Here is a 23,003-nt window from a genome sequence, read left to right on the forward strand (position 1 = left end):
TAGGGTCCGCGACATGAAAAGATTGCTGGCGCTCGTAGCGCTGATCGCCCCGATCCCCGCCCTCGCGCAGGGCATGGTCACGTCCGCCGATCCGCGGGCGACCGAAGCGGGGCAGGAGATCCTGCGCGCCGGGGGATCGGCGGCGGACGCGGCGATGGCGATGATGCTGGCGCTGACGGTGGTCGAGCCGCAATCGAGCGGGATCGGCGGCGGCGGGTTCCTGTTGCATCAATCGGCCAAGGGGCCGCTCGAGACGATCGACGGGCGCGAGAAAGCCCCGATGGCAGCGACGCCGCAGCGCTTTGTCGGGACCGACGGCAAGCCCCTGCCCCACATCCAGGCATTTCCCGGCGGCAAGTCGGTCGGCGTGCCGGGCAATATCCGGCTGGCGGCGCTGGCGAACAAGAAATGGGGCAAGCTGCCGTGGAAAGCGCTGTTCGCGCCGGCGATCCGGCTGGCGGAGGGTGGCTACAAAATAACGCGCCCGATGGCGGCCGCGAGCGCAAACCTGTCGCCGCTGTGGGCCGGCAGTAGCACGGCGGTGGCGGGGCCAGAGGGCGGAACCTCGACCGGCACCGGCGCAGCGTCGGGTCGCTTCCCGCAAATCGCGGCGCTCTACACACAGGGCGGCAAGCCGCTCGCAGAAGGCGCGACGGTGAAGAACCCGGCGCTCGCTAAGCTGCTGCGACGGATCGCGAAGGAAGGCCCGAACGCCTTCTACACCGGCGAGAATGCGAAAGCGCTGATCGGCGCGGTGACCACAACCGGCGTCGCGCCGAGCGACATGACCATAAAGGATCTGACCGCCTATCAAGCCAAGGAGCGCGCGCCGGTGTGCGGCATGTATCGCACCTATCGCGTCTGCGGCATGGGGCCGCCATCGTCGGGCGCGACCACGGTGTTGCAAATCCTGGGGATGGTCGAGCGCTTCGACATGGCGAAGCTCGGCAAGGATTCGCCGGTGGCGTGGCACGTGATCGGCGAGGCGATGCAGCTCGCCTATGCCGATCGGGAAAAGTACGTCGCCGACACCGACTTCGTCGAGGTGCCGGTCGCCGGGCTGATTGATCGCGGCTATATTGCGCAACGATCGGGGCTGATCGCGCTGGACAAGGCGCGCAACAGCTATGAGGCTGGGACGCCGCCCGGTGCGAAGCCCCGTACCGCGGCGGAGCAGCGCGAGGTGCCGGGGACGACGCACTTCATCGCAGTGGATCGTGCCGGCGATATCGCGACGATGACCTCGACTGTCGAAGGCCCGTTTGGCAGCCAGCTGATCGCCAACGGCTTTGTCCTCAACAACGAGCTGACCGATTTCACCTCTGCGCCCGAGAGGGACGGCGCGCCGGTGGCCAATCGCGTCCAGCCGGGCAAGCGGCCGCTATCGTCGATGGCGCCGACGATCGTCTATGACGCGAGCGGCGCGCCGGTGTTTACGGTCGGTGCGGCGGGCGGCAAGACGATCATCATGCAGGTGGCCAAGGCGATCATCGCGCATCTCGACTGGAAACTGCCTGCGCGCGAGGCGATCGGGCTTGGGCTGATGTATTTCAACCGCGACGGGCTGGTGCTGGAACAGGGCACTAGCCTGCCGGCGATGCAGCCAGCGCTGAAGGCGATGGGGCACAAGGTGTCGGTGGGCAGGCTGGGGCTGAAGGCCAATGCGGCGGAGAAGACGGCGGCGGGCTGGGTCGGCGCAGCCGATCCGCGTGGTGTCGGCACGGCGCTGCGCGAGTGATATAAGACTATAATAATCCTCCCTGAACTTGTTCGGGGAGGGGGACCGCCCGCGAAGCGGGTGGTGGAGGGGCTGGCGGGTTGCGACCGTTTCGCCAAGACAGCCCCTCCACCATCGCTACGCGACGGTCCCCCTCCCCGAGCGAAGCTCAGGGAGGAATTAGAGGGGCCTGAATGCGCACGCTCGAACATTTTCCGAATCTCGTCACGATGTTCTTCACGCGGGCGCGAGAACGGGGCGATGCGCCGTTCCTGTGGGCGAAGCGCGATGGCGCGTGGCAGCCGATCAGCTGGGCCGAGGCGGCGCGGCAAGTGGCGAGCCTTGCCTCAGCGCTGAAGGCGCAAGGGCTGCAGCCGGGCGACCGCGTGATGCTGGTGAGCGAGAACCGGCCCGAATGGTGCCTTAGCGATCTGGCGATCATGGCTGCTGGCTGCGTGACGGTGCCGACCTATATCACCAACACCGAGCGCGATCATGCGCATGTGATCGAGAATTCAGGCGCGCGCGCGGTAATCGTCTCGACGCAAAAGCTGGCCGACGTGCTGCTGCGCGCAGTGCTGCGCACGACGCACATCGAGACGGTGGTGGCGATCGAGTCGCTACGACCGCGGCCATCGGGGGTGCGTAGCTGCAGCTGGCACGCGCTGATCGAGGAGCATCCGACCGATGCAGCGACGGTCGCGGCGCAGGCGACCTTCACCCGCGCCGATACCGCCTGCATCATCTACACATCTGGCACGGGCGGCGCGCCGCGCGGCGTGATGCAGCATCATGGCGCGATCCTGCACAATGTCGCCGGATGCGCGAACAGCATTTCCGAGGACATCGGCTGGGACGACGAAGTGTTCCTGTCGTTCCTGCCGCTCAGCCACGCCTACGAGCATACCGGCGGGCAGTTCGTGCCGGTCGGCATGGGCGGTCAGATCTATTATGCGGAGAGTCTCGAGAAGCTCGCCGCGAACATGGAGGAGACGCGACCGACGATCATGTTCGTCGTGCCACGGCTGTTCGAGGTGCTGCGCACGCGGATCAGCAAGGCGATCGCCAAGCAGGGCGGGATCACCGAACGGCTGTTGCACGCCGCGCTCGATATCGGGGCGAAGCGCGAGGCTGGCACGCTGCGGCTGATCGACCGGCCTAAGGCGCTTATCGTCGACAAGGTATTCAAGCAACGGATCGCGCAGAAGTTCGGCGGTCGGATGAAGGCGATGATCTCGGGCGGCGCGCCGTTGACGCCCGAGGTGGGGGTGTTCTTCCAGTCGCTCGGGGTCACCTTCCTGCAAGGCTATGGGCAGACCGAATCAGGACCGGTTATCTCGTGCAACCGCCCCAAGGCGGGGGTGACGATGGACGGCGTCGGGCCGCCGCTGGCCGATACTGAGGTGCGGATCGCGGCGGACGGCGAGATCCTGGTGCGCGGCGAACTCGTGATGCACGGCTATTGGCGCAACCCGGCCGAAACCGCGCGGGTGCTGCAGGACGGCTGGCTGCACACCGGCGACATCGGCGTGTTCGACGCGGCCGGGCGGCTGAAGATCACTGATCGCAAGAAAGATCTGATCATCAACGACAAGGGCGACAATGTCGCGCCGCAGAAGGTGGAGGGCATGCTCACGCTGCAGCCCGAGATCATGCAGGCGATGATCGCGGGGGATCGCAAGCCGCATATGGTTGCGGTGATCGTGCCCGATCCGGAGTGGACGCAGGAGTTCTGCGCCGCGACCGGAACCAAGTGCGATTTCGCCGGGCTATCGGAGAATGCCGACTATCGTGCTGCGATCGGGCGCGCGGTGGAGCGGACCAACAAGGATCTGTCGGTCATCGAGCGGGTGCGGCGGTTTATCCTCGCCGATGGCCCGTTCACGATCGAGAACGAGCAACTGACACCAAGCTTGAAGATCCGCCGGCATGTGCTGCGGCAGGTTTATGGCGAGCGGCTGGACGCGTTGTACAAGGGGTGAGCAATCCTCCCCGAGCATATCTCGGGGAGGATTAACCACTCACCCCTCCCACCACGGATAGCCTGGCGGCATGTCGGTCGCGATGCGGCCGGGGAAGCTCGGGGCGCGTTTGTCGAGGAAAGCGGCGACGCCTTCGCGCACGTCTGGGCCGGCACCGAGCGTCATCGCGAAGCGGCCGTCGACAGCGAGCGCGGTTGCGGGGGACGGCTCGCCGGCGAAGCGCCACAGCATCTGGCGGGTGAGCGCGATCGAGACGGGGGCGGTGTTGTCGGCGATCTCGCGCGCGATTTCCTGCGCGCGGGCGAGCAGCGCGTCTGAAGGGACGACTTCGCTGACGAGGCCGCCGGCGAGCGCCTCGGCGGCGTCGAAGATCCGGCCCGAGAGGCACCAGCGCAATGCCTGCGGCAGGCCGACGACCTGCGGCAGGAACCATGCGCTGCCGGCCTCGGGCACCAAGCCGCGGCGCGCGAAGACGAAGCCGAAGCGCGCGGCGTCGCTCGCGATGCGGATGTCGCACGGCAGGGTGAGCGTCGCGCCGACGCCGACCGCGGCGCCGTTGATCGCGGCGATCGTCGGCTTGGTGCTCTCGAACAAGGCGCCGACGAAGCCGCCGCCTTCCTCGCGCGGGCGATCCGCCGAGGTAAAGTTCGGCCCGGCCCCGTTGAAGCTGTCGGCACCGCCCGAGATATCCGCACCCGCGCAAAAGCCGCGACCCTCGCCAGTGACGATGATCGCGCGCACGGCATCGTCGGCGCCGGCTTCGCGGATCGCGGCGGCGAGCTCGATCCCCATGATCGCGGTGTAGGCGTTTAGCTTATCGGGACGAGCTAACGTGATCGTCGCGACAGGGCCGTCGACGGCATAATGGATTTGTTCGTAAGGCATCGGCTCTCCTCCCGCGGATCGCATCGTCCGCTTTTGCCGATGCATAACCCGCTGCCGGGCGAAGCGCCATGCGGTGGCTGGCACCCGCCAAAGCGGCTTCCGCCGGTCGCCCGCTGCGACTAACTGGGCGTCATGTGGCAGCTTTATCATTTCACCCTGTGTCCGTTCACCCGCAAGGTGCGCATCCTGCTGGGCGAGAAGGACGTCGGCTATGAGTTGATCCGCGAGACGCCGTGGGCGCGGCGCGACGAGTTCGTCGACCTCAATCCCGCGGGACAGACGCCGGTGATGGTGGATGCCGAGCGCGGCACGACGCTGATCGATTCGATGGCGATCTGTGAATATTTCGAAGAGACCATCGATCGCGCGGCGATGATCAACGGATCGGCGGCGAACCGCGCCGAGATCCGGCGGTTGGTTACGTGGTTTGATACGCAATTCTATCGTGACGTCAGCGGGCCATTGCTAGAGGAGCGGATGGTGAAGCGGCTGATCCATCGCCAGGCGCCCAACGCGGCGCGGCTGCGCGAGGCGATGAAATCGGCGATCGGGCACCTCGATTATATCGATTTCCTGCTCGACCATCGCAAATGGATGGGCGGCGCGACGATCAGCCTCGCCGATCTCGCGGCGGCGGCGCATATTTCGGTCGCGGATTATCTCGGCGGGATCGACTGGTCGAGCCACACGCACGCCAAGGAATGGTATTCGGCCTTCAAGAGCCGGCGGAGCTTCCGCCCCTTGCTCGCCGAGCGGATGAGTGGGATCGAGCCGCCGGACTATTACGAGAACCCGGATTTCTGACGATGCATGCTGACCATGATGCTTCGGCTCCTGCCGCCGAGACGATTGGCTTCGACGATTTTCTGAAGGTCGACATTCGTGTTGGCACTGTAGTGGCGGCCGAGCCGTTTCCCGAGGCGCGCAAGCCGGCGTTGAAGCTGACGATCGACTTCGGGCCAGTGATCGGGCGCAGGCGATCGTCGGCGCAGGTCACCGAGAACCATACATCGGAAGATCTGGTCGGGCGACAGGTGATGGCGGTGGTGAACTTTCCGCCGCGCCAGATTGGTCCGATGATGAGCGAAGTGCTGACGCTCGGGTTTCCGGATGCCGAGGGGAAGGTCGTGCTGATCGGGCCGGTGATGCCGGTCCCGGATGGTGGGCGGCTGTTTTAGACGCCCGATAGACGATTACCCACTACCCGTTCGTGTCGAGCGCAGTCGAGACACCGTTCGCCTAGAACAGTCCCTCGACGTTGCTCGGGACGAACGGATGGTGGGGGTGATCTGCCCCCCTTCCCGCTTACTTCGCCGGCGTCTTCGGCAGCACAACCAGCGTCCAGTCCTTGTTCGGCTGAAGATACTTCGCAGCGGTCGCCTGCAGCGTCGCCGGCGTGATCGACATGTAATCGCTCACTAGCGTGCGCGCGCCGGCGAGGCGATTGGCATCATAGGCACCGCCGCTCGTCTGGATCAGCCAGAACTGGTTGCCCGACGAAGCGCGCGCCAGATATTGCATCATCGGGCCGATTGCGCGGCGCAGCTCGTCGGAGTCGACGGGCTTGGCAACCAGTTCGGCGGCGATCTCGCGGCTGAGGCGATAGAAGAGGTCGACGTTGCTCGGCGCGATCTGGCCGATCGCGATGAACCGGCCGCCGCTCTGGAGGCCGAGCGGCCACTGGCTGACCGCGCTTGGGCTGTAGCTGGCACCGGCGACCGAGCGTAGCCGATCGAACAGCCGATCGCCGTAGATCGCAGCGAGGATGTCCAGCCGGCGGCTTTCGGCGATGTCAGCGGTGCCGCCGGCGGTCGGCCAGGCGATCACTGCTGCCGCCTGCGTGTCGGCGCCGTCGTGGGTCAGCACGATTGGGCGATCGGTGTGCGCCGGGAAAGCGACGGTTGGGGCAACGAGGGGCGCTTCGGTCCGTGGCTTGAGCGCGCCAAACGTGCGGCCGACCGCGGCGATCGCCTCGTCGGCCTTTACGTCACCGAACACGTCGACCTCGATCGGGCCGGTGGCGAGCAGCGGTTCCCACAGCGCACGGAAGGCGGCAGGCGTCAGCGCGTCGATCTCCGCGCGTGTCGGTGGACCCCAACGCGGATCGCCAGCGCGCAGCTTGCGTTCGAGATCGCGCGAAAGGACGCCATCGGGCGACGAATCGAACCCGGCATAACCTGCCAGAGCACCCGCTTTGGCGCGCAACACCGGCGCCGAGTCCCAGCGCGGCGCGGCGAGCTTGGCGGCCATCAGGCCTAGATTGTCGGCATAATCGCCCGGCGTGGTCTGCGCATTCATCACGAACGCGTCGTCAGTAATGTCGAAATTCAGCCCCATGCGGCGCCCAGTGGTGAGCACATCGAGATCGCCCTGGTTCCACTTGCCGATGCCGCTTTGCACCAGCGCACTGTCGGCGGCCCAGGCGGCAGTCGAGCGGTCTGCCGGCAGCGCGGAATAACCGCGGCCGAAACGGACGCGCAGGTACACGCGGCCGGTTTCCGACGCGTTCGGGTAGAGCAGCATCCGCACGCCGTTCGCGAACACGACCTTCTCGATGCCCGGATCGGCGATCGCCTCGCGTGAGGCGACGGTCCCCGGCTTTCCGAGCTTCGGCAGATCCTTGAAGTTCACGTTGTTCTGGCGCGTGCGAGGGCCGGCGAGCTTCGACACGTCGGCGCTAAGCGCGGCGGCGAGCTTCGCGGCGGCGCCGGTGTCGGCGACACGGGTGTTGAGCAGGGCATGCTCGGCATCGCCCTTGAACACGCGCTGCGTCGATTCGAGGACGCCGGCGGCGGAGAACATCCCCTTCTGTCGCGCAGTGAGGAAGATGTTGTACGATTCCTGCGGGCCGGCGACCGTCTCGCGGATGTCGAGTGCCTGGACCATGTCCTCGGCCTGCTTCGATCCGGCCTCGACTCGCGCGGTTTCGACATCGTTGCGCATCGCGCCGTCGAACTCGGCGACTTCGCGGTCGACCTCGCCCTGAGTCGGCGCGCGCGCCATCGCATCGGCGATCACCGCGCGCACTTCCTTCACAGCGGATTCCCAATCGTCGCCGATCGGCAGGATGTTGGTGAACGTGCCATTGGCGGAGCGCGCGACATCGTCGAGGCTGACGCTGGCCTGGAGGAAGCTGCCGCCGGCGCGAGCGCGGGTTTCGAGGCGACGATTGATGACGCGCATCGCGATCAGATCGACGAGCCGCTTCTGATTGAAGATGATTGTGTCGTCTTGATAGGTCCATGGCCGCAGCACCGCGGTGATCACGAGCGGCGGCAGCGAGGGCTCGACGATCGTCGCGGTCGGCGTGGCCTTCGGATCGGGCTTGCCGAAATCGGGATCGGCCGGATCGGCGCCGACGCCCTTCCAGCCGCCGAAATTCTTGACGACGAGCCGCGCGGCGATCGCCGGATCGATATCGCCGGAAATGATCACCACCGCGCGCGCCGGGCGATACCAGCGCTGGTGGAACGCCTTGACCGTCGCCGGGGTCGCCGCCTCGAGCGTCTTCACATTGCCGATCGGCGAGCGATCGGCGAGCGGCTGGCCGGCAAAGAACAATTGGTTGCGCGCATCCGACAGCCGCACCTGCGGGCCGGGCGCTTCGCGCTGTTCGGCGAGAACGGCGGGGCGCTCGGCAGCAAGGCCCTGATCGTTGATGCCGGGTTCGGACATCATGCCGGCGAAGATCTTGAGGCTTTCGTCGAGGTTCGCCTCGGTCGCGGCGGGCAGATCGAGCTTGTACACGGTCTGCGTCGGCGTTGTCTGTGCGTTCGAGTCCGAGCCGAAGGTGGCGCCGAAGCGCTGCCAGACGCGCTTCGCCTCGCCATCGGGGACGTATTTCGAGCCGCGGAACGAGAGATGCTCGATCAGATGCGCGAAACCGCGCTCGTCATCCGTCTCGTTGAGCGAGCCGGCGTCGATCCGCACGCGCACTGCGACCTGGCCGGGCGGCACGCCATTCTTGCGGATTGCATAGCGCAAGCCGTTGGGCAGCGCGCCGAAGTTCCACGCGGTGTCCGGCGGGATGTCCGATCCCTTGAACAGCCATGGCGCGGTATCGACCTTGATCGTTGCCGGATCGACGATCGTCGACTGGGTGGCAGGCGCCGCAACCGGCGCAGCGGCGACCGCGGGTCGGCGCACAGCCTGTTGCGACAAGGCGGGCGCAGCGACCGAAGTCAGGAGCGAAAGGAGAGCGAGCGGCGCGGCGAACCGGCGCGATGTGACGATCATATTGCGCTTCTATCGTGCCGCGCGGCGCGCCGCCACACCCGCCGCGCGATCTTTCGACGACCGCGCTATCGCCACTTTTTGGTCGGGAATCGCCTCTAACCAGCGGCTTGTCGCTGTCTCGGGGGGCCGATGCTGCAGCTGACAGTCACAGGATGGATCAAGACGTGAGCTCGATCAGCCAGGCGCGCCGCGAATTGCGGCAGGAATTCGGCGAGGGCGGCGACGCGCCAGTGCCCACGCCGTTTTCCGAGGCGCTGGTGCAGGATGCTGCGCTGCGGCCGGAGCCCAACCGTCCGCTGATCATCCGCCTAGGCAAGCATATGCGCGGGTTTTTCGACCGGCTGATCGCGTCGTCGTCGCTGGTGCCGAACGATCCGGTGCTCGACGTGCGCACCTTTGGCTGGACACAGATGCTGCGCGATCATTGGCAAGAGATCCGCGACGAAGCGCTCGCCGTCGCGCTGCAAGGCGAGGCGAGCCCGAGCCTGTCGACGATCTCGCCCGATCATCGCGCGATCGCCAGGCCGAACATGTGGCGATCGTTCTTCCTGTGGGGCTACAGCTTTCGCATCGACGACAATGCCGCGCGCTGCCCGCGGACGACCGCGCTGGTCGAGCAAATCCCCGGGCTCAACAGCGCGTTCTTCTCGATCCTGGCGCCCGGTGCGCACGTTCCGGCGCATCGCGGCGTCACCAAGGGGCTGATCACGTGCCACTTGGGGCTGATCGTGCCGCGCGACGGCGACGTGCGGATGCGGATCAACAATCGCGTCGTGCGCTGGGCCGAGGGCGAGACGCTGGTGTTCGACGACACTTATGATCACGAGGTGTGGAACGACACGAGCGGGACGCGCGTGGTGCTGCTCGTGCAATTCGCGCGGCCACTGCGCAATCCGGGGAAGTGGGTGGCGGACTTCTTCTTGGGCGCCGTGCGGCGATCGGCGTTCGTGCAGGAAGCGCGGGCAAATATTTCGGCGTGGAATGCGGCGGTGCGGCAACGGGGCGGTTAAGGGTCTGTCATCCAACGCGTGGTCGGTGGGTTACCGCTTGTAGCCCCAGCCAATCGGCCATCATCTCAAGTTCTTCGCCTAGCCTGACCGATGTTTCGGGCGGTGCGCCGGGTTCGAGGTGGCACGATTGTACCAGCAGGCGCCCGCGGTCACGATCGGCCTTGAGGTCGACGCGCGCGACCAAGCGGCCGTCGAGCAGGAACGGCAGGACGTAATAGCCGTAGCGGCGCTTGGCGGCGGGCACGTAGATTTCGATGCGATAGTGGAAGCCGAACAGCCGCTCGGTCCGCGCGCGTTCCCAGATCATCGGGTCGAACGGGGCGAGCAGTGCCTGGCCCTCGATACGCCGCGGGCGGCGGGCGGCATGGTGCAGGTAGGCCGCGGGCCAGCCTTCGACCGTGACGGGCCGCAGCACGCCTTCCGCCACGAGCCGGTCGATCGCCGCCGCGGCGTCCGCGGGGGTGAGGCGGAAGTAATCGCGCAGCTCAGGCGCGGTGGCGATGCCGAGCGCGCGAGCGGCGCGCTCGATCAGCGCGGCGTGCGCGGTCGGCTCGTCGGGCGTGGGCAGATCGAGAATCGCGCGCGGCAGGATACGTTCGGGCACGTCGTAGACACGCTCGAACCCGCGACGGCGTGTCGCGGTGGTGACGTGGCCGGCGTAGAACAGCCACTCGAGCGCGCGCTTCGCGTCGCTCCAGGCCCACCAGCCGGTACGGCTCGCCTCGACATCGGAGGCGGCGAGCGGGCCGTCTGCACGGATCCGATCGAGCAGTGCCATCGCTTCGGGGCGGCGGGTGGTGGCGAACTCGCGCATCGTGGCGGAGCGGAAGATGCCGCGATCGGCTCGGTTCATGCGCCAGCGCAGCAGCGGGTGAAGGTCGAGCGGCAGCAGCGATGCCTCGTGCGCCCAATATTCGAACATCCTCCGCTCGCTGCGCTTGCCCCAGGCAGCGCGATCGAACAGCGCACGGTCGTAGCGGCCGAGCCGCGCGGCGGCCGGCAGGTAATGTGCGCGGGCAAGCACATTGACGCTGTCGATCTGATGCAACGCGAGCCGATCGAGCGTGCGGCGCAGATGGCTACTCGTCACGATCGGCGGGCGCGCGACGCCAAAACCCTGCGCCGCCAGCGCGATGCGACGCGCCAGCGCGGGCGTGATACGTTCGGTCATTCGAGCCATGCTAGTGCCCTCACCGCGGCTGCGCGACCGGAAACCATTCCTTTCCGGGCGGATGCTTGATCGAGTCGCTTGCGCGGGCCACATGACGTGCATGCTGATCGAAACCGAATCCACGCCGAACCCGGCCACGCTGAAGTTCCTGCCGGGCCGCATCGTGATGGATGCCGGCACGCGCGATTTCGCAACCCCCGAGGAAGCGGAAGTATCGCCGCTCGCCGACGCGTTGTTCGGCCTCGGCGATGTGACCGGCGTATTCTTCGGGCGCGACTTCGTGTCGGTCACCGCCGGGCCGGGCGCTGAGTGGCGCGACCTGAAGCCTGATGTGCTGGCGATCCTGTCGGAGCATTTCTCCGCGCAGATGCCGCTGTTCCGCGGCGGCGGCGCTGGCTTCTCGGTGCCGTCAGCGGACGAGACCTTCGCCGACGATCCGGCCGATGCGGAGATCGTCGCGCAGATCAAGGATCTGATCGAGACGCGCGTGCGCCCCGCGGTGGCGAACGACGGCGGCGACATCGTCTATCGCGGGTTCGACAAGGGTAAGGTGTTCCTGCGGATGCAGGGCGCGTGCGCCGGTTGCCCATCGTCAAGCGCGACGCTGAAGAACGGGATCGAGCAATTGCTGCGCTATTACGTGCCTGAAGTGACCGAGGTTCGCGCGGTCTGATTACGCCCCACGCTCGTCATTCCCGCGCAGGCGGGGATCCATAGGCGCTGAGATCGAAACTAGATCCGAGACGCCTACGTGTATTGATTCCCGCCTCCGCGGGGATGACGACGACAGAAAGATAGAACGATGCCTCCTCTCGACGATGCCGCGCTTGATCAGCTGTTCCGCAAGGGGCGGACGTATAACGGCTTCACCGACGAGCCTGTGTCCGAGGCCGAGCTTCATGCGATCTGGGATCTGATGAAGATGGGGCCGACCAGCGCCAACCAGTTGCCTGCGCGGCTGGTGTGGTGCGTCAGCGACGCGGCGAAGGAAAAGCTCGCCGCGTGTGCCAGCGCCAACAACGCCGACAAGATCCGCAAGGCTCCGGTGTCGGTAGTGATCGGCATGGATACCAACTTCCACGAATATTTGCCCGAGCTGTTCCCGCACACCGATGCGAAGAGCTGGTTTGATGGCAATGCCGAGCTGCGCGAGGCATCGGCGTTCCGCAATTCGTCGCTGCAGGGCGGTTATTTCATCCTCGCCGCGCGCGCGCTGGGGCTCGACACCGGGCCGATGAGCGGGTTCGATGCGGGCGCGGTCGACAAGGCCTTCTTCGCCGACCAGCAGAGCGTGCGGACCAACTTCATCTCGACGCTCGGCCATGGCGATCCGACAACGATCTTCGATCGCAGCCCGCGCCCGGCCTTCGAGAAGTTCAATCGCATCGCCTGATCGCACTTGAGCGACGGCGTGAGAGGGGCGATGGGGCGTTGATGCCGCGCACGCTCGTCATCGATACCGCCACTGCCGCTTGCTCGGTCGCACTGCTCGAAGGCGGTGCGGTGATCGCGGCGCGACACGAGGTGGTCGGTCGCGGCCATGCCGAGCGGCTGGTGCCGATGATCGCCGAACTGCCGGACGGCGGCCGGTGCGATGCGATCCTCGTCGATGTCGGGCCGGGCAGCTTCACGGGTATTCGTGTCGGCATTGCGGCCGCGCGCGGGCTGGCGCTCGGCTGGGGCGTCGTGGCGCAGGGGTATTCCTCCACCACCCTCCTTGCAGCGGCGGCGTTCGCTCGCGGCGTGCGCGCGCCGCTTGCGGTCGTGCTGGAGGGCGGGCACGGTGAGGTGTTCATGCAAGCGTTCACCGCCTCGCCGCTCGCCCCCATCGGCGCGCTCGCCTCGTTCCGACCCGACGCGGCATTGGTTGCGCTCGATGGCGCCGCGATCGTCGGTAACGGCGTGCGCTGGCTGACCGCGCTCGATTCGGCGCTGGAGGCGCATGAGTCGCTGCCGAGCGCTGCGGATGCCGTGTTGCTGCCGCCCGAGCTTGCCGACCTGCCGCCGCGCCCGATCTACGGTCGCGCGCCTGATGCGAAGCTGCCGGCATGAACGCGACCAGCTTGCGCATGGTCGAATTGCTGACCGGCAGCGCGGCGGATGTCGCGGCGCTCGATCAGGTGATGAACGAGGCATTCGATCCGCGATTCGGCGAGGCATGGACGCGCAGCCAGTGCCTCGGAATCCTCGCCATGCCAGGCGTTTGGCTGACACTAGCGCGGGCGGAGGGGCGGATCGCAGGATTTGCGCTTGCCCGTGGCATCCTGGACGAAGCGGAGCTGCTGTTGCTGGCGACCGCGCCGCAGTTTCGCCGACGCGGGATCGGCGCGGCGCTGTTGCGCAGCGTGATATCCGAAGCACGCGGGCGCGGCGTGACTTGCATTCACCTCGAGGTGCGCGCGGGCAATGGCGCGATCGCGCTGTATCAGACGCATGGCTTTACCAAGACGGGTGAACGGCGCGACTATTATCGCGGCCGGACTGGACAGAGTTTCGACGCGCACAGCTACGCCGCCGCGCTCGACTGAGCTTGTTGCGAGTCGGTAGCGCTTTTCGCAACAAGCTGCGCGCACTACATAGAGCCATGCCACGCAAAATCGATCTCGAAGCCCTTTGTCAGGAAAAGGGCCTGCGCATCACCGAGCAGCGCCGCGTGATCGCCCGCGTGCTCTCTGAAGCGGACGACCACCCCGATGTCGAAAAGGTCTATGAGCGCGCCTCGTCGATTGACCGCGGCATCTCGATCGCCACCGTCTATCGGACCGTTCGACTGTTCGAGGAGGCCGGCATTCTCGACCGGCACGACTTCGGCGATGGGCGTGCGCGCTACGAGCCCGCGCCCGAGGCGCACCATGATCACTTGATCGATGTCGAGACCGGGCGTGTGATCGAATTCGTCGATCCTGAGCTTGAGCTGTTGCAGAAGCAGATTGCGGAGCGGCTGGGGTTCCGGTTGGTTGATCACCGGATGGAATTGTACGGGGTTAATCTTAGCCGGAAGGAGTGAGCGGCGCCAATCGTCCGCTCACCCCCACCCCCTTGCCAGTAGATACTGCGCAGGCTGGTTAGGACGCCTGGAATACGCCGCAAGCGATGCGCCCGCCGCTGTTACCCGACGGATCGGTCTTCAGATCGTCCGGACCGGCGTGGATGACGAAGGCCGCACCATCGGGGTCCAAAAGGCCGGCCATCGTTGCGCCGGGAATCGTTGTCGCGACCGTGCCGCGGCCGGCGGAGTCGACGATGAGGTTGGGCACGTCACCCTGATGCGGCCCTTGCGGGTTCATCGTGCCGTGCTTCATGCTGGTCGGGTTCCAGTGGCCGCCAGCCGTTTCGAAGCCGGGCGCGTCGCAGCGGCCCGTGGTGTGAGCATGCGCGCCGTGCGTGCCGGCGGGCATGTCCTTGGCGTCGACGGTGAAGCGCAGGCCGCCCGAAACCTCCGTCGCGGTGGCGCGGCCAACGTCTGCACCGGCGGCCGTACGCAGCATTGCGACGGCGCTGGCGCCGCCTGCGACCGGCATTCCCGTCTCGAGCTTGCCTTCATTGCAGCCGGCAAGCGCGAGCGCGCACATTCCAAGACCCGTAGCGACTGATAGACGCAGCATCACATTCTCCCGTTTCGACAAGGCAACGAGCGCGTCCCGTTGGGGTTCCGGCTTATTGCGGGCGCGCAAGCATCAGTGCGGCGCGCGTCGTGCGGCACACGATCTCATCGCGCTGATTCAGCCCGATATGTTCGAAGGTGACGATCCCCTGCCCCGGCCGCGATGTCGACGGGCGAAGCGCCTTCACTTCGGTCTCGACGCGGATCGTATCGCCGGCGAATACCGGCTTGGGGAATACAGTCTCGCTCATCCCCAGATTCGCCACCGTGGTGCCGAAGGTCGTATCCTGCACGCTGAGCCCGATCACAAGGCCGAGCGTGAAGAGCGAATTGACGAGCGGCTTTCCGAACTCGGTCGTCGCGGCATAGGCATGATCGATGTGCAGCGCCGCCGGATTGAAGGTTAGCGCGGAGAATAGCATGTTGTCGGCCTCGATCACCGTCCGCCGGATCTCGTGAACAAAGCGCTGGCCGACGGTGAATTGCTCGTACCACAGGCCAGCCATCAGCGGCGCCCCGCGGCGGCGAGCGCGACCAGCTGGCGACACTGAGCGTGCTGGCGAACGACGCCGGCGACGAGCAGGACGTTGAGCACCGTCGCCTCGACGAGGAAGAACCAGAGCGGACTGCCGGCGATCATGCTGACCCCAAGGAGGATCGTGCGCGGATTGGCGCCGAGCGCGGCGGGAATGCCGAGGAATGACGGGCCGACATCGCGCGCGATCCGGGCGAGCCGCTGCCGTTCGGCAGGATCGGCTTCGGCGTATGTTACCAGCGCGTTGACCCGGGCGGTTGCGCCGGTGAGCAAATTCGATGCCGAGAGATAAAGCCGGGTGAGCACCCCGCCGACGCCGGTCGCCGCACTGGTATTGTGCTGGATCCACGGCACGCCATAGGCCCACCATTGATAACTGCGGCGCGAGCTTTCGGCGAAGACCGACTGCACCGCACGGGAGAGGCCGGCGGCGATTGCCAGCACCCACGCAGTCGCGCCGATGCTGTCGTCGAGCGCGCTCGCGAGCAGAAGATAAAGCGCGCCGTGGCCGAGATAGTCGCACATCCCGTCGACGACTTCGCCGCTGGGGCTGGCGCGGCCGCTCATCCGCGCGAGATCGCCATCGGCGCCGTCAACGACATGCCATAGCAGATGCAGCATGAAGCCCATGCCGATCGCCGCAGGCGTGCCGACCCGGGCATAGAGCACGCCGGCCGCGATCACTAACCCTGCCCCGAAGATCGAGACCATGTTGGGCGTAACCGGTGTCGGCACGAGCGCCGTCGCCAGCCGCCGCGCCGCCGGATGATATACGGTACGGTTCAGAAAGCCCTGCAATTCTCGCGGCTTTCCGGTAACGGCCGGTCGCAATTCCATCGTCGCCACTTTTCGCGTTCCCCTGCGTTACGCCTTAGCACCAGCACGCTTCGCTTGACAGGCGTCGCGCATCTGTCACCACGCTGCCATCTTACTGTCATCGCTGGGCACGGCACCGGCGTTTAGGGGTTCTTTCGAATGACGATCAAGGTTGCGGTTATCGGGATCGGCAATTGCGCCTCCAGCCTGGTGCAGGGGAAATATCATTATGCCTCCAGCAACACCTCACATGGTTTGATCCACGAGGACATCGGCGGCTATCGCGTTTCGGACCTCGACTTCGTCGCGGCGTTCGACGTGGATTCGCGCAAGGTCGGGCTCGATCTGGGCAAGGCGATCTTCGCCAAGCCGAACTGCACGAAGGTGTTCCACGCCGACGTGCCGGAGACCGGCACGGTCGTGATGATGGGCGCGAAGCTCGACGGCGTCGCCTCGCACATGCTGCAGGCTGCCAACGACCGCGGCTTTGAGATCGACGACACGCGCGATGCCTCCAAGGCGGAGATCATTGCCGAGCTGAAGCGCACCGGCGCGGAGATCCTGGTGAACTTCCTGCCGGTCGGCAGTCAGGAAGCGACCGAATTCTATATGGAATGCGCGCTCGAGGCGGGCGTCGGCGTCGTCAATTGCATGCCAGTGTTCATCGCGAGCCGCCCCGAGTGGGAAAAGCGCTTCGCCGATGCGGGGCTCCCGATCATCGGTGACGACGTGAAGGCGCAGGTTGGCGCGACGATCGTCCACCGCGTGCTGTCGAACCTCTTTCGCCAGCGCGGTGTGACGATTGATCACACCTACCAGCTGAACACCGGCGGCAACACCGACTTCATGAACATGCTCGATCGCAACCGGCTGTCGAGCAAGAAGGAATCAAAGACCGAGGCGGTTCAGGCCGTACTCGCCGAGCGGCTGGCGGATGAGAACATCCACGTCGGCCCGTCGGATTACATCCCCTGGCTCCACGACAACAAGCTGTGCTTCCTGCGGCTCGAGGGCAATCTGTTCGGCGACGTGCCGATGAACCTCGAACTTCGCCTGTCGGTCGAGGATTCGCCGAATTCCGCCGCAGTGGTCGTCGATGCGATCCGTTGCGTGAAGGTTGCGCTCGATCGCGGCACCGGCGGCGCGCTGACCGGCCCGTCGGCGTTCTTCTGCAAGCACCCGCCCGAGCAGTTCAACGATGACATCGCGGCGCAAATGACCGATGATTTCATCCACGCCGACGCGCGGCTCGCCGCCGAGTAAGTGCGGGCGCTGATCGTTGCAGCCGGTTTCGGGAGCCGGCTGCGCAGCATTTCGCCATCCAAGCCGCTTACCGCCGTCGCAGGCACGCCGATGATCGCGCGTGTCATCGCGGCGGCCCGCGACGGCGGGGCGACTAGCTTCGCCGTAGTGACCGGGCATGAAGGCGAGCGGCTGACGTCATTCCTAAGTTCGCTCGATCCGGCGATTACCTGCGTTGCGACACCCGACTGGAGCCTTGCCAACGGCCATTCGGTGCTGACTGGCGCAGCGGCCATCGGACCCGAACCGCATCTGCTGATGATGGCGGATCACCTGTTCGATCCCGCAATCGTCGCGAAGACGATCGCTGCACCCGCGGCGGCGCTAACGCTGGCGGTGGATCGGCGGCTCGACAATCCGCTGGTCGACCTGGACGATGTGACGCGGGTGCGTACCGAGGGCAGCCGAATCGTATCGATCGGCAAGCATCTCGCGGATTACGACGCGTTCGATTGCGGCGTGTTCAAGGTCGACAAGCGCTTCCATGACGCGTTGCGGCGGTCGATCGCGCATGGCGGGGCCGGGTCGATCTCGTCCGGGGTCGAGGCGCTGGCGGTGACGGGCGGTGCGCGCGTGGTAGATGTCGGCGATACATGGTGGCTCGATGTCGACGATCCGCGCGCCTTGGCGCAGGCGGAGGCGGCGCTGGCACCGGTGCAGGCAGCGGTCGCCTAGCCAGCCAGCCGCCAATTTACACGCGTGTCAGCGGCGTTATGCTCCCTCGAAAATAATCAGGGAGAGACTCGATGCGACAGCTTGCCGCGACCGCCGTTCTGCTCGCGCTCGCCGCGCCGGCTGCCGCTCGAACGATTGACGTCGCGCCGGGCGGGGATGCGCAGGAGGCGATCCAGCAGGCATTGCTCGATGCAAAGCCCGGCGACGTGGTGGCGATTGCCGCGGGCCGTTATGCGTTGACCGACGGGTTGAGCCTCGACGTGCCGGGCGTGACGGTGCGCGGCGCCGGCATGGACAAGACGATCCTGAGCTTCAAGGGTCAGCAAGGCGCCGGCGAGGGCTTGCTCGTCACGTCCGACGACGTGGTGCTGCGCGGCTTCGCGGTGGAGGACAGCCGCGGGGACGGAATCAAATCCAAGGGCGCTGACCGCATCGTCTACAAGGACATTCGCGTCGAGTGGACCGGCGGGCCGAAGGAGACGAACGGCGCCTATGGCGTCTACCCGGTTGAGAGCCGCGGCGTGTTGGTCGATGGCGCGATCGTGCGCGGGGCGTCGGATGCCGGCATCTATGTCGGGCAGAGCGAGAACATCATCGTCCGCAACTCGATCGTCGAATTTAACGTCGCCGGGATCGAGATCGAGAACAGCCGCCACGCCGACGTCGTCAACAACGTCGCCGAGCACAATACCGGCGGCGTGCTGGTGTTCGACCTGCCCAATCTGCCGCGCGGCAATGGCGGCGACGTGCGCGTTTACCAGAATGCGATCTCGGAAAACGACACCGCCAATTTCGCGCCCAAGGGCAATATCGTCGCGCAAGTGCCCAAGGGCACGGGCGTGCTGGTGATGGCCAATGACGGCGTGTTCGTCACTGGCAATGCGCTGGCGCAGCATGCCACCGCCAATGTGATGATCATCAGCTATCGCAACGCGTTCCAGGACGCGAAGTACAACCCGCTGCCGCGCAATGTGGTGGTGGCTCAGAACGCGCATGGCGCTGCGGGCTTTGCGCCGGGTGTGCCGGGCGGCGCGCAGTTGGCGACGGCGATGGGTGGGTCGATCCCGCCGGTGCTGTGGGACGGGACCGGCGACGCGGCACTGCTGACGGTGACCGACGCGAAGGTGTTGAGCCTCGGCCTGAAAGCTGGCGAGACCCCGGCGAACGCACGCCCCGCCCCGGCCGACCTCAATCGCGCGGTCGCGGCGATCCGCGGCCCGGTCGTGCTGCCGGCGGCGATGGAGGCGGCGGCGAAGTGAAGGGGATCGCCGCCCTGGTCGCGGCGGCGGCGCTGTTCGCGACCGCGGCGCTCGCGCGAGCACCGAATACGGCGGTGGTAAACGACTCGGCGATCCTGGCGGAGGATTACCCCCCTGCCCTGTCGGCGTTCGGCTTCTTCAGCGACCTCAAGGCGCGCGTTCCGGCCGCGCGTGTCGTGGGCTATCAGCTGAACACGCCGCTCTTTTCCGATTACGCCGAGAAGCAGCGCTACCTTTACGTCCCTGCCGGGCAGGTTGCGCGATACGAGGCTGAGAACGTCCTCGCGCTGCCGGTTGGCGCGGCGCTGATCAAGACGTTTGGCTATGGCGCGGACGCGGCGTTCCGACCGATTGAGACGCGCGTGCTGCTGCATCGCGCGGCGGGGTGGGTCGCGCTGCCCTATGTGTGGAACGCCGACCTGAGCGATGCGACGCTGAAGCGGACGGGGACACGCCTGCCGGTGACGTTCACCGAACCAACGGGCGCAACGCGGACGATCAGCTATGCCGTGCCGAACCAGAACCAGTGCAAGGAATGCCATGCCCTTTCGGGCGCGATCACGCCGATCGGGCCGACCGCGCGCAATCTGAACGATGATCGGCAACTGGAAGCTCTGGCCGCCGGCGGGATGCTCGATCGGGCGCCGCGCGATGCGCCGAGGCTGGCGCGGTGGGACGATGCCGCCGCACCGCTCGACGATCGGGCGCGGGCGTATCTCGAGACGAATTGCGCGCATTGCCATCGGCGCGAGGGGGCAGCGTCGAACTCTGGCCTGTACCTCGGCTGGCGCGAGCCCGACCGGGTGGCACGCGGCATCCTGAAGCGACCGGTCGCGGCCGGGCGCGGCGCGGGCGACCGCGACTTCGCGATCGATCCGGGGCACCCAGATCGCTCGATCCTGCTGTATCGCCTCGCTTCGATCGAGCCCGGGATTGCGATGCCCGAGGTCGGCCGCGCGACCACCCACGCCGAGGGTGTTGCGCTGCTGAGGAAATGGATCGCGGCGATGCCCGCTGAAAACGGATCGCAAGAGAAACAAGCGGCGCGCTGACCTGTTCTGCTCGCGTTGATCGAGGAGACCAGACGATGACGCAGGCGCAGATCTATCGCGACCTCAAGGCGGATCACGACAAGCAGCGCGGGATGCTGAAGGAACTTGGCGAACTGCGTGGTGACACGACGGTGCGCAAGCGCCTGTTCGAGACGTTCCGGCTCGAGCTGCAGAGCCACGCTGCAGCGGAGGAGGAATCCCTCTACGCAGTGATGCTGGGCAATCCCGAGCTGCGCGACGATGCGCGGCATTCGGTCGCCGAGCACAAGGAAGTCGACGACCTGCTCGGCGAGCTGATGGATCTCGATTTCGGCTCGGACGAGTGGGAGTCGAAGTTCTTCCACATGCGCCACCGCTACGAGCATCACATCGAAGAAGAGGAGGAGGAAATGTTCCCCGCCGCCGACGAAGCGCTCGGCGACGACGTTGAGGCGCAGATGGCCGCGACCTACGAGGAACGGAAGCCCGCGGAGCTCGAACTGGCGCGTGACAACCCACCCGGCGGCGACGAGCGCGAATGATCGCGTCACGCTGACCGATGCGGCTGGTTACTCTTTCCGCGCCGGACGATTTCGACGCTTGGCGCGATGCCGCGCGTGGCCTGCTCGCGGATAGCGTGCCGGCGGAGGACGTCGTGTGGCAAGTCGGCGCAGAGGCGGGCGATCTGTTTGCGGCGGTGGCCACCCCGCGCGCCGATCCCGTGGGACCGGCATTTAAGGTGCCGCGTGCTTTCCTCGATCTGGCGCGCAACGCCATCCTGCATCGCGATCCCGAGCGCTTCGCGTTGCTCTACACGCTGCTGGCGCGGCTGCGACGCGAGACCGGGCTGATCGAGGATCACGCCGATCCGTTGGTGCGGCGGCTGGAGGGGCTCGCGAAGCATGTCCGGCGCGATATCCACAAGATGCGCGCGTTCCTGCGTTTCCGCGAAGTGATCGACGACGGCACCAGCCGCTATGTCGCGTGGTTTGAGCCCGATCATCATATCGTGCGCGCCAATGCAGCCTTCTTCGTCAACCGCTTCGCCAGCATGCATTGGTCGATCCTGACGCCCGAAGTGTCGTTGCACTGGGACGGCGCGGCGCTGAGCGAAGGCCCCGGTGCGCAGAAGAGCGATGCGCCCGAAGGCGATCCGATCGAGGAGGTGTGGAAGACCTATTATGCGTCGATCTTCAATCCAGCGCGCGTGAAGGTGAGCGCTATGCTGAAGGAGATGCCGCGGAAATACTGGAAAAACATGCCCGAAACCGCGCTAGTGCCGCAGTTGCTGGCGTCGGCGCAGGCGCGCGAGAGCGGGATGATCGCCAAGGCCCGTGACGAAGCGCGCACCGATCTGGGAGGCAATAGCCAGATCGCCTGGGAGGCGCTGCGCGAAGAGGCGATGGGTTGCACGCGCTGCCACCTCTACAAGCCGGCAACGCAGACCGTGTTCGGGCAAGGCCCGGTTTCCGCGAGCATCATGTTCGTCGGCGAGCAGCCGGGCGATCAGGAGGATCTGGCCGGGCAACCGTTCGTCGGGCCGGCGGGGCAGGTATTCGATCGCGCTTTAGGCGAGGCAGGGATCGATCGTGGGGAGACCTACGTCACCAATGCGGTGAAGCATTTCAAGTTCGAGCCGCGCGGGCGGCGGCGCATTCACGCCAAGCCCGACGCTGGCGAGATCGAGGCGTGCCGCTGGTGGATCGACCAGGAGCAGATGCTCGTACGCCCGAAAGTGACGGTCGCGCTGGGGGCAACCGCGGCGCGATCATTGTTCGGCAAGGTGATGACGATCGGGCGTGAGCGCGGGAGGGCGTTGAAGCTGCCCGATGACGGTGGTGAAGCCTGGATCACGGTGCATCCGAGCTATCTGCTGCGGCTGCCGGACGAGGCGGCGCGCGTGAGCGAATTTGCACGGTTCGTTGAAGATCTGAAGCTGGCGAAGGCGGCGGCGGCATGACCTTCTCCCCTCCCGCTCACGGGAGGGGTCGGGGGAGGGTGTGTCCGGAAGCGCGGTCGCCAGTGGACAGCCCCTCCCCTAACCCCTCCCGCAGGCGGGAGGGGAACAGATGCGGGCCCTCCCACAAGCGGGACGGGAATTTGAGACGATTGACCACCTCGCCGCCTTCCCGCAGAGGCGCTGCCCATGTTCGAGAAGATCATCGCCGCCCTGTTCATCTTCGTGATCAGCGTCATCCGCGCCGGCGGCTATTGGGGGATCGTACTCCTGATGGCGATCGAGAGTGCGTGCATCCCGCTGCCGTCCGAGATCATCATGCCGTTCGCGGGCTATCTCGTCTCGACCGGCGAAATGAACATCTATCTCGCTGCGACGGCTGGCGCGCTAGGTTGCAATCTCGGCTCGATCGTCGCCTATGAGGTCGGGCGCCGGGGCGGGCGGCCGATGGCGGAACGCTGGGGCAAGTACGTGCTCGTGGGTCCAGCCGAGCTCGATCTGGCCGACCGATTCTTCAATCGCTGGGGCGCGGCCGCGATCCTGATCGGCCGCATGCTGCCCGTGATCCGCACGTTCATCGCATTTCCGGCCGGGGTCGCCCGGATGAAGCTGATCCCGTTCCACGTTTACACGTTCGTGGGATCCTGGCCCTTTTGCTTTTTACTCGCTTGGGTCGGCGCCAAGCTCGGCGGTGCGTGGCACACCGACCCGCGACTCAAAGCGGCTTTTCATCAGGCCCACATCGTGATCGGTGTCGCGATGATCGCAGCGGGCGGCTTCTACCTGTGGCACAAGTTTCACGGCCTCAAGAAGAAGCACTAAT

Annotated in this window: 23 protein-coding genes; 17 read left to right on the top strand and 6 right to left on the bottom strand. The window is 66.4% G+C overall.

All coding sequences use genetic code 11. The features are described 5' to 3' along the window. Window positions 1-13: 13 nt before the first annotated feature. Entirely contained in the window at window positions 14-1,738 is a 1,725-nt protein-coding gene (locus tag LLW23_RS02110) for a gamma-glutamyltransferase family protein (RefSeq protein WP_228947142.1), read from the top strand. A 173-nt stretch (window positions 1,739-1,911) separates the two neighbouring features. Further along, window positions 1,912-3,699 carry an AMP-dependent synthetase/ligase gene (locus tag LLW23_RS02115; protein ID WP_228947143.1) on the top strand — a complete coding sequence of 596 codons (1,788 nt, stop codon included), beginning with the start codon at window positions 1,912-1,914 and terminating at the stop codon, window positions 3,697-3,699. Between the two features lie 39 nt (window positions 3,700-3,738). On the opposite strand, the gene LLW23_RS02120 is transcribed toward LLW23_RS02115, so the two are convergent. Next, a complete protein-coding gene (locus LLW23_RS02120) occupies window positions 3,739-4,584 on the bottom strand; it encodes an enoyl-CoA hydratase-related protein (protein WP_228947144.1) in 846 nt (281 codons plus the stop codon). Between the two features lie 132 nt (window positions 4,585-4,716). On the opposite strand from LLW23_RS02120, the gene LLW23_RS02125 reads away from it, so the two are divergent. Both LLW23_RS02125 and LLW23_RS02130 read left to right on the top strand, forming a co-directional pair. After that, window positions 4,717-5,388, top strand: coding sequence for a glutathione S-transferase family protein (locus LLW23_RS02125; RefSeq protein WP_228947145.1), 672 nt, complete (start codon window positions 4,717-4,719; stop codon window positions 5,386-5,388). A gap of 2 nt (window positions 5,389-5,390) precedes the next feature. Further along, complete coding sequence (locus LLW23_RS02130) at window positions 5,391-5,762, top strand: tRNA-binding protein (protein ID WP_228947146.1); 372 nt, start codon at window positions 5,391-5,393, stop codon at window positions 5,760-5,762. Window positions 5,763-5,889: 127 nt separating this feature from the next. Here the strand turns inward: LLW23_RS02130 and LLW23_RS02135 are convergent, their stop codons facing one another. After that, the gene (locus tag LLW23_RS02135; protein ID WP_228947147.1) at window positions 5,890-8,820 is read right to left on the bottom strand and encodes a M16 family metallopeptidase; all 2,931 of its coding nucleotides are present in this window, start codon (window positions 8,818-8,820) and stop codon (window positions 5,890-5,892) included. Window positions 8,821-8,984: 164 nt separating this feature from the next. Here LLW23_RS02135 and LLW23_RS02140 point away from each other — a divergent pair, with 164 nt between their 5' ends. Continuing rightward, window positions 8,985-9,830, top strand: a complete 846-nt coding sequence (locus LLW23_RS02140; protein ID WP_228947148.1) for an aspartyl/asparaginyl beta-hydroxylase domain-containing protein — start codon at window positions 8,985-8,987, stop codon at window positions 9,828-9,830. A gap of 7 nt (window positions 9,831-9,837) precedes the next feature. On the opposite strand, the gene LLW23_RS02145 is transcribed toward LLW23_RS02140, so the two are convergent. Next, window positions 9,838-11,001 carry a winged helix-turn-helix domain-containing protein gene (locus tag LLW23_RS02145; protein ID WP_228947149.1) on the bottom strand — a complete coding sequence of 388 codons (1,164 nt, stop codon included), beginning with the start codon at window positions 10,999-11,001 and terminating at the stop codon, window positions 9,838-9,840. 100 nt (window positions 11,002-11,101) lie between these two features. Between LLW23_RS02145 and LLW23_RS02150 the strand changes: the two genes are divergently transcribed. The 5 genes from LLW23_RS02150 to LLW23_RS02170 all read left to right on the top strand — a co-directional run bounded on the left by LLW23_RS02150 (window position 11,102) and on the right by LLW23_RS02170 (window position 14,008). After that, complete coding sequence (locus LLW23_RS02150; RefSeq protein WP_228948438.1) at window positions 11,102-11,674, top strand: NifU family protein; 573 nt, start codon at window positions 11,102-11,104, stop codon at window positions 11,672-11,674. Between the two features lie 129 nt (window positions 11,675-11,803). After that, entirely contained in the window at window positions 11,804-12,394 is a 591-nt protein-coding gene (locus tag LLW23_RS02155; protein ID WP_228947150.1) for a malonic semialdehyde reductase, read from the top strand. Between the two features lie 41 nt (window positions 12,395-12,435). Continuing rightward, entirely contained in the window at window positions 12,436-13,053 is a 618-nt protein-coding gene (tsaB, locus tag LLW23_RS02160; protein WP_228947151.1) for a tRNA (adenosine(37)-N6)-threonylcarbamoyltransferase complex dimerization subunit type 1 TsaB, read from the top strand. After that, a complete protein-coding gene (gene rimI, locus LLW23_RS02165; RefSeq protein ID WP_228947152.1) occupies window positions 13,050-13,529 on the top strand; it encodes a ribosomal protein S18-alanine N-acetyltransferase in 480 nt (159 codons plus the stop codon). The genes tsaB and rimI overlap by 4 nt, the downstream gene beginning before the upstream one ends. A 56-nt stretch (window positions 13,530-13,585) precedes the next feature. After that, on the top strand, window positions 13,586-14,008 hold the full coding sequence (locus tag LLW23_RS02170; protein WP_228947153.1) for a Fur family transcriptional regulator: 423 nt from the start codon (window positions 13,586-13,588) through the stop codon (window positions 14,006-14,008). A gap of 58 nt (window positions 14,009-14,066) precedes the next feature. Here LLW23_RS02170 and LLW23_RS02175 read toward each other — a convergent pair whose 3' ends face one another. From LLW23_RS02175 to LLW23_RS02185, 3 genes are read right to left on the bottom strand one after another with little or no spacing between them, the layout of a single operon-like run. Then, entirely contained in the window at window positions 14,067-14,606 is a 540-nt protein-coding gene (locus LLW23_RS02175; RefSeq protein ID WP_228947154.1) for a superoxide dismutase family protein, read from the bottom strand. A 52-nt stretch (window positions 14,607-14,658) separates the two neighbouring features. Then, a complete protein-coding gene (locus LLW23_RS02180) occupies window positions 14,659-15,111 on the bottom strand; it encodes a MaoC family dehydratase (protein ID WP_228947155.1) in 453 nt (150 codons plus the stop codon). Continuing rightward, on the bottom strand, window positions 15,111-15,977 hold the full coding sequence (locus LLW23_RS02185) for a CDP-alcohol phosphatidyltransferase family protein (RefSeq protein ID WP_228947156.1): 867 nt from the start codon (window positions 15,975-15,977) through the stop codon (window positions 15,111-15,113). The genes LLW23_RS02180 and LLW23_RS02185 overlap by 1 nt, the downstream gene beginning before the upstream one ends. A gap of 138 nt (window positions 15,978-16,115) precedes the next feature. Here LLW23_RS02185 and LLW23_RS02190 point away from each other — a divergent pair, with 138 nt between their 5' ends. The 7 genes from LLW23_RS02190 (at window position 16,116) to LLW23_RS02220 (ending at window position 23,002) form a co-directional block, all read left to right on the top strand. Beyond that, complete coding sequence (locus LLW23_RS02190; protein WP_228947157.1) at window positions 16,116-17,219, top strand: inositol-3-phosphate synthase; 1,104 nt, start codon at window positions 16,116-16,118, stop codon at window positions 17,217-17,219. Then, window positions 17,220-17,933, top strand: a complete 714-nt coding sequence (locus LLW23_RS02195; protein ID WP_228947158.1) for a phosphocholine cytidylyltransferase family protein — start codon at window positions 17,220-17,222, stop codon at window positions 17,931-17,933. 71 nt (window positions 17,934-18,004) lie between these two features. Then, window positions 18,005-19,192, top strand: a complete 1,188-nt coding sequence (locus LLW23_RS02200; protein WP_228947159.1) for a parallel beta-helix domain-containing protein — start codon at window positions 18,005-18,007, stop codon at window positions 19,190-19,192. After that, window positions 19,189-20,244 carry an SO2930 family diheme c-type cytochrome gene (locus tag LLW23_RS02205; protein WP_228947160.1) on the top strand — a complete coding sequence of 352 codons (1,056 nt, stop codon included), beginning with the start codon at window positions 19,189-19,191 and terminating at the stop codon, window positions 20,242-20,244. Before LLW23_RS02200 ends, LLW23_RS02205 begins: the two co-directional genes overlap by 4 nt. A gap of 35 nt (window positions 20,245-20,279) precedes the next feature. After that, window positions 20,280-20,765: a hemerythrin domain-containing protein gene (locus tag LLW23_RS02210; RefSeq protein WP_228947161.1), complete on the top strand. Its 486-nt coding sequence runs from the start codon at window positions 20,280-20,282 to the stop codon at window positions 20,763-20,765. A 17-nt stretch (window positions 20,766-20,782) separates the two neighbouring features. Then, window positions 20,783-22,183, top strand: coding sequence for a UdgX family uracil-DNA binding protein (locus LLW23_RS02215; RefSeq protein WP_228947162.1), 1,401 nt, complete (start codon window positions 20,783-20,785; stop codon window positions 22,181-22,183). A 186-nt stretch (window positions 22,184-22,369) separates the two neighbouring features. Beyond that, the gene (locus tag LLW23_RS02220) at window positions 22,370-23,002 is read left to right on the top strand and encodes a DedA family protein (protein WP_228947163.1); all 633 of its coding nucleotides are present in this window, start codon (window positions 22,370-22,372) and stop codon (window positions 23,000-23,002) included. Window position 23,003 lies beyond the last annotated feature (1 nt).

The organism is Sphingomonas radiodurans (genome assembly GCF_020866845.1).
In the GTDB taxonomy this organism is placed as follows: Bacteria; Pseudomonadota; Alphaproteobacteria; order Sphingomonadales; family Sphingomonadaceae; genus Sphingomonas; species Sphingomonas radiodurans.

Bases quoted from the DNA above. Each gene is read 5' to 3' on its own strand.
- LLW23_RS02125 (WP_228947145.1), top strand. From the start codon at position 4,717: ATGTGGCAGCTTTATCATTTCACCCTGTGTCCGTTCACCCGCAAGGTG.
- LLW23_RS02110 (WP_228947142.1), top strand. From the start codon at position 14: ATGAAAAGATTGCTGGCGCTCGTAGCGCTGATCGCCCCGATCCCCGCC.
- LLW23_RS02200 (WP_228947159.1), top strand. From the start codon at position 18,005: ATGCGACAGCTTGCCGCGACCGCCGTTCTGCTCGCGCTCGCCGCGCCG.
- LLW23_RS02135 (WP_228947147.1), bottom strand. From the start codon at position 8,820: ATGATCGTCACATCGCGCCGGTTCGCCGCGCCGCTCGCTCTCCTTTCG.
- LLW23_RS02210 (WP_228947161.1), top strand. From the start codon at position 20,280: ATGACGCAGGCGCAGATCTATCGCGACCTCAAGGCGGATCACGACAAG.
- LLW23_RS02220 (WP_228947163.1), top strand. From the start codon at position 22,370: ATGTTCGAGAAGATCATCGCCGCCCTGTTCATCTTCGTGATCAGCGTC.
- LLW23_RS02190 (WP_228947157.1), top strand. From the start codon at position 16,116: ATGACGATCAAGGTTGCGGTTATCGGGATCGGCAATTGCGCCTCCAGC.
- LLW23_RS02180 (WP_228947155.1), bottom strand. From the start codon at position 15,111: ATGGCTGGCCTGTGGTACGAGCAATTCACCGTCGGCCAGCGCTTTGTT.
- LLW23_RS02185 (WP_228947156.1), bottom strand. From the start codon at position 15,977: ATGGAATTGCGACCGGCCGTTACCGGAAAGCCGCGAGAATTGCAGGGC.
- LLW23_RS02175 (WP_228947154.1), bottom strand. From the start codon at position 14,606: ATGCTGCGTCTATCAGTCGCTACGGGTCTTGGAATGTGCGCGCTCGCG.
- rimI (WP_228947152.1), top strand. From the start codon at position 13,050: ATGAACGCGACCAGCTTGCGCATGGTCGAATTGCTGACCGGCAGCGCG.
- LLW23_RS02170 (WP_228947153.1), top strand. From the start codon at position 13,586: ATGCCACGCAAAATCGATCTCGAAGCCCTTTGTCAGGAAAAGGGCCTG.
- tsaB (WP_228947151.1), top strand. From the start codon at position 12,436: ATGCCGCGCACGCTCGTCATCGATACCGCCACTGCCGCTTGCTCGGTC.
- LLW23_RS02155 (WP_228947150.1), top strand. From the start codon at position 11,804: ATGCCTCCTCTCGACGATGCCGCGCTTGATCAGCTGTTCCGCAAGGGG.
- LLW23_RS02150 (WP_228948438.1), top strand. From the start codon at position 11,102: ATGCTGATCGAAACCGAATCCACGCCGAACCCGGCCACGCTGAAGTTC.
- LLW23_RS02145 (WP_228947149.1), bottom strand. From the start codon at position 11,001: ATGACCGAACGTATCACGCCCGCGCTGGCGCGTCGCATCGCGCTGGCG.
- LLW23_RS02130 (WP_228947146.1), top strand. From the start codon at position 5,391: ATGCATGCTGACCATGATGCTTCGGCTCCTGCCGCCGAGACGATTGGC.
- LLW23_RS02215 (WP_228947162.1), top strand. From the start codon at position 20,783: ATGCGGCTGGTTACTCTTTCCGCGCCGGACGATTTCGACGCTTGGCGC.
- LLW23_RS02115 (WP_228947143.1), top strand. From the start codon at position 1,912: ATGCGCACGCTCGAACATTTTCCGAATCTCGTCACGATGTTCTTCACG.
- LLW23_RS02120 (WP_228947144.1), bottom strand. From the start codon at position 4,584: ATGCCTTACGAACAAATCCATTATGCCGTCGACGGCCCTGTCGCGACG.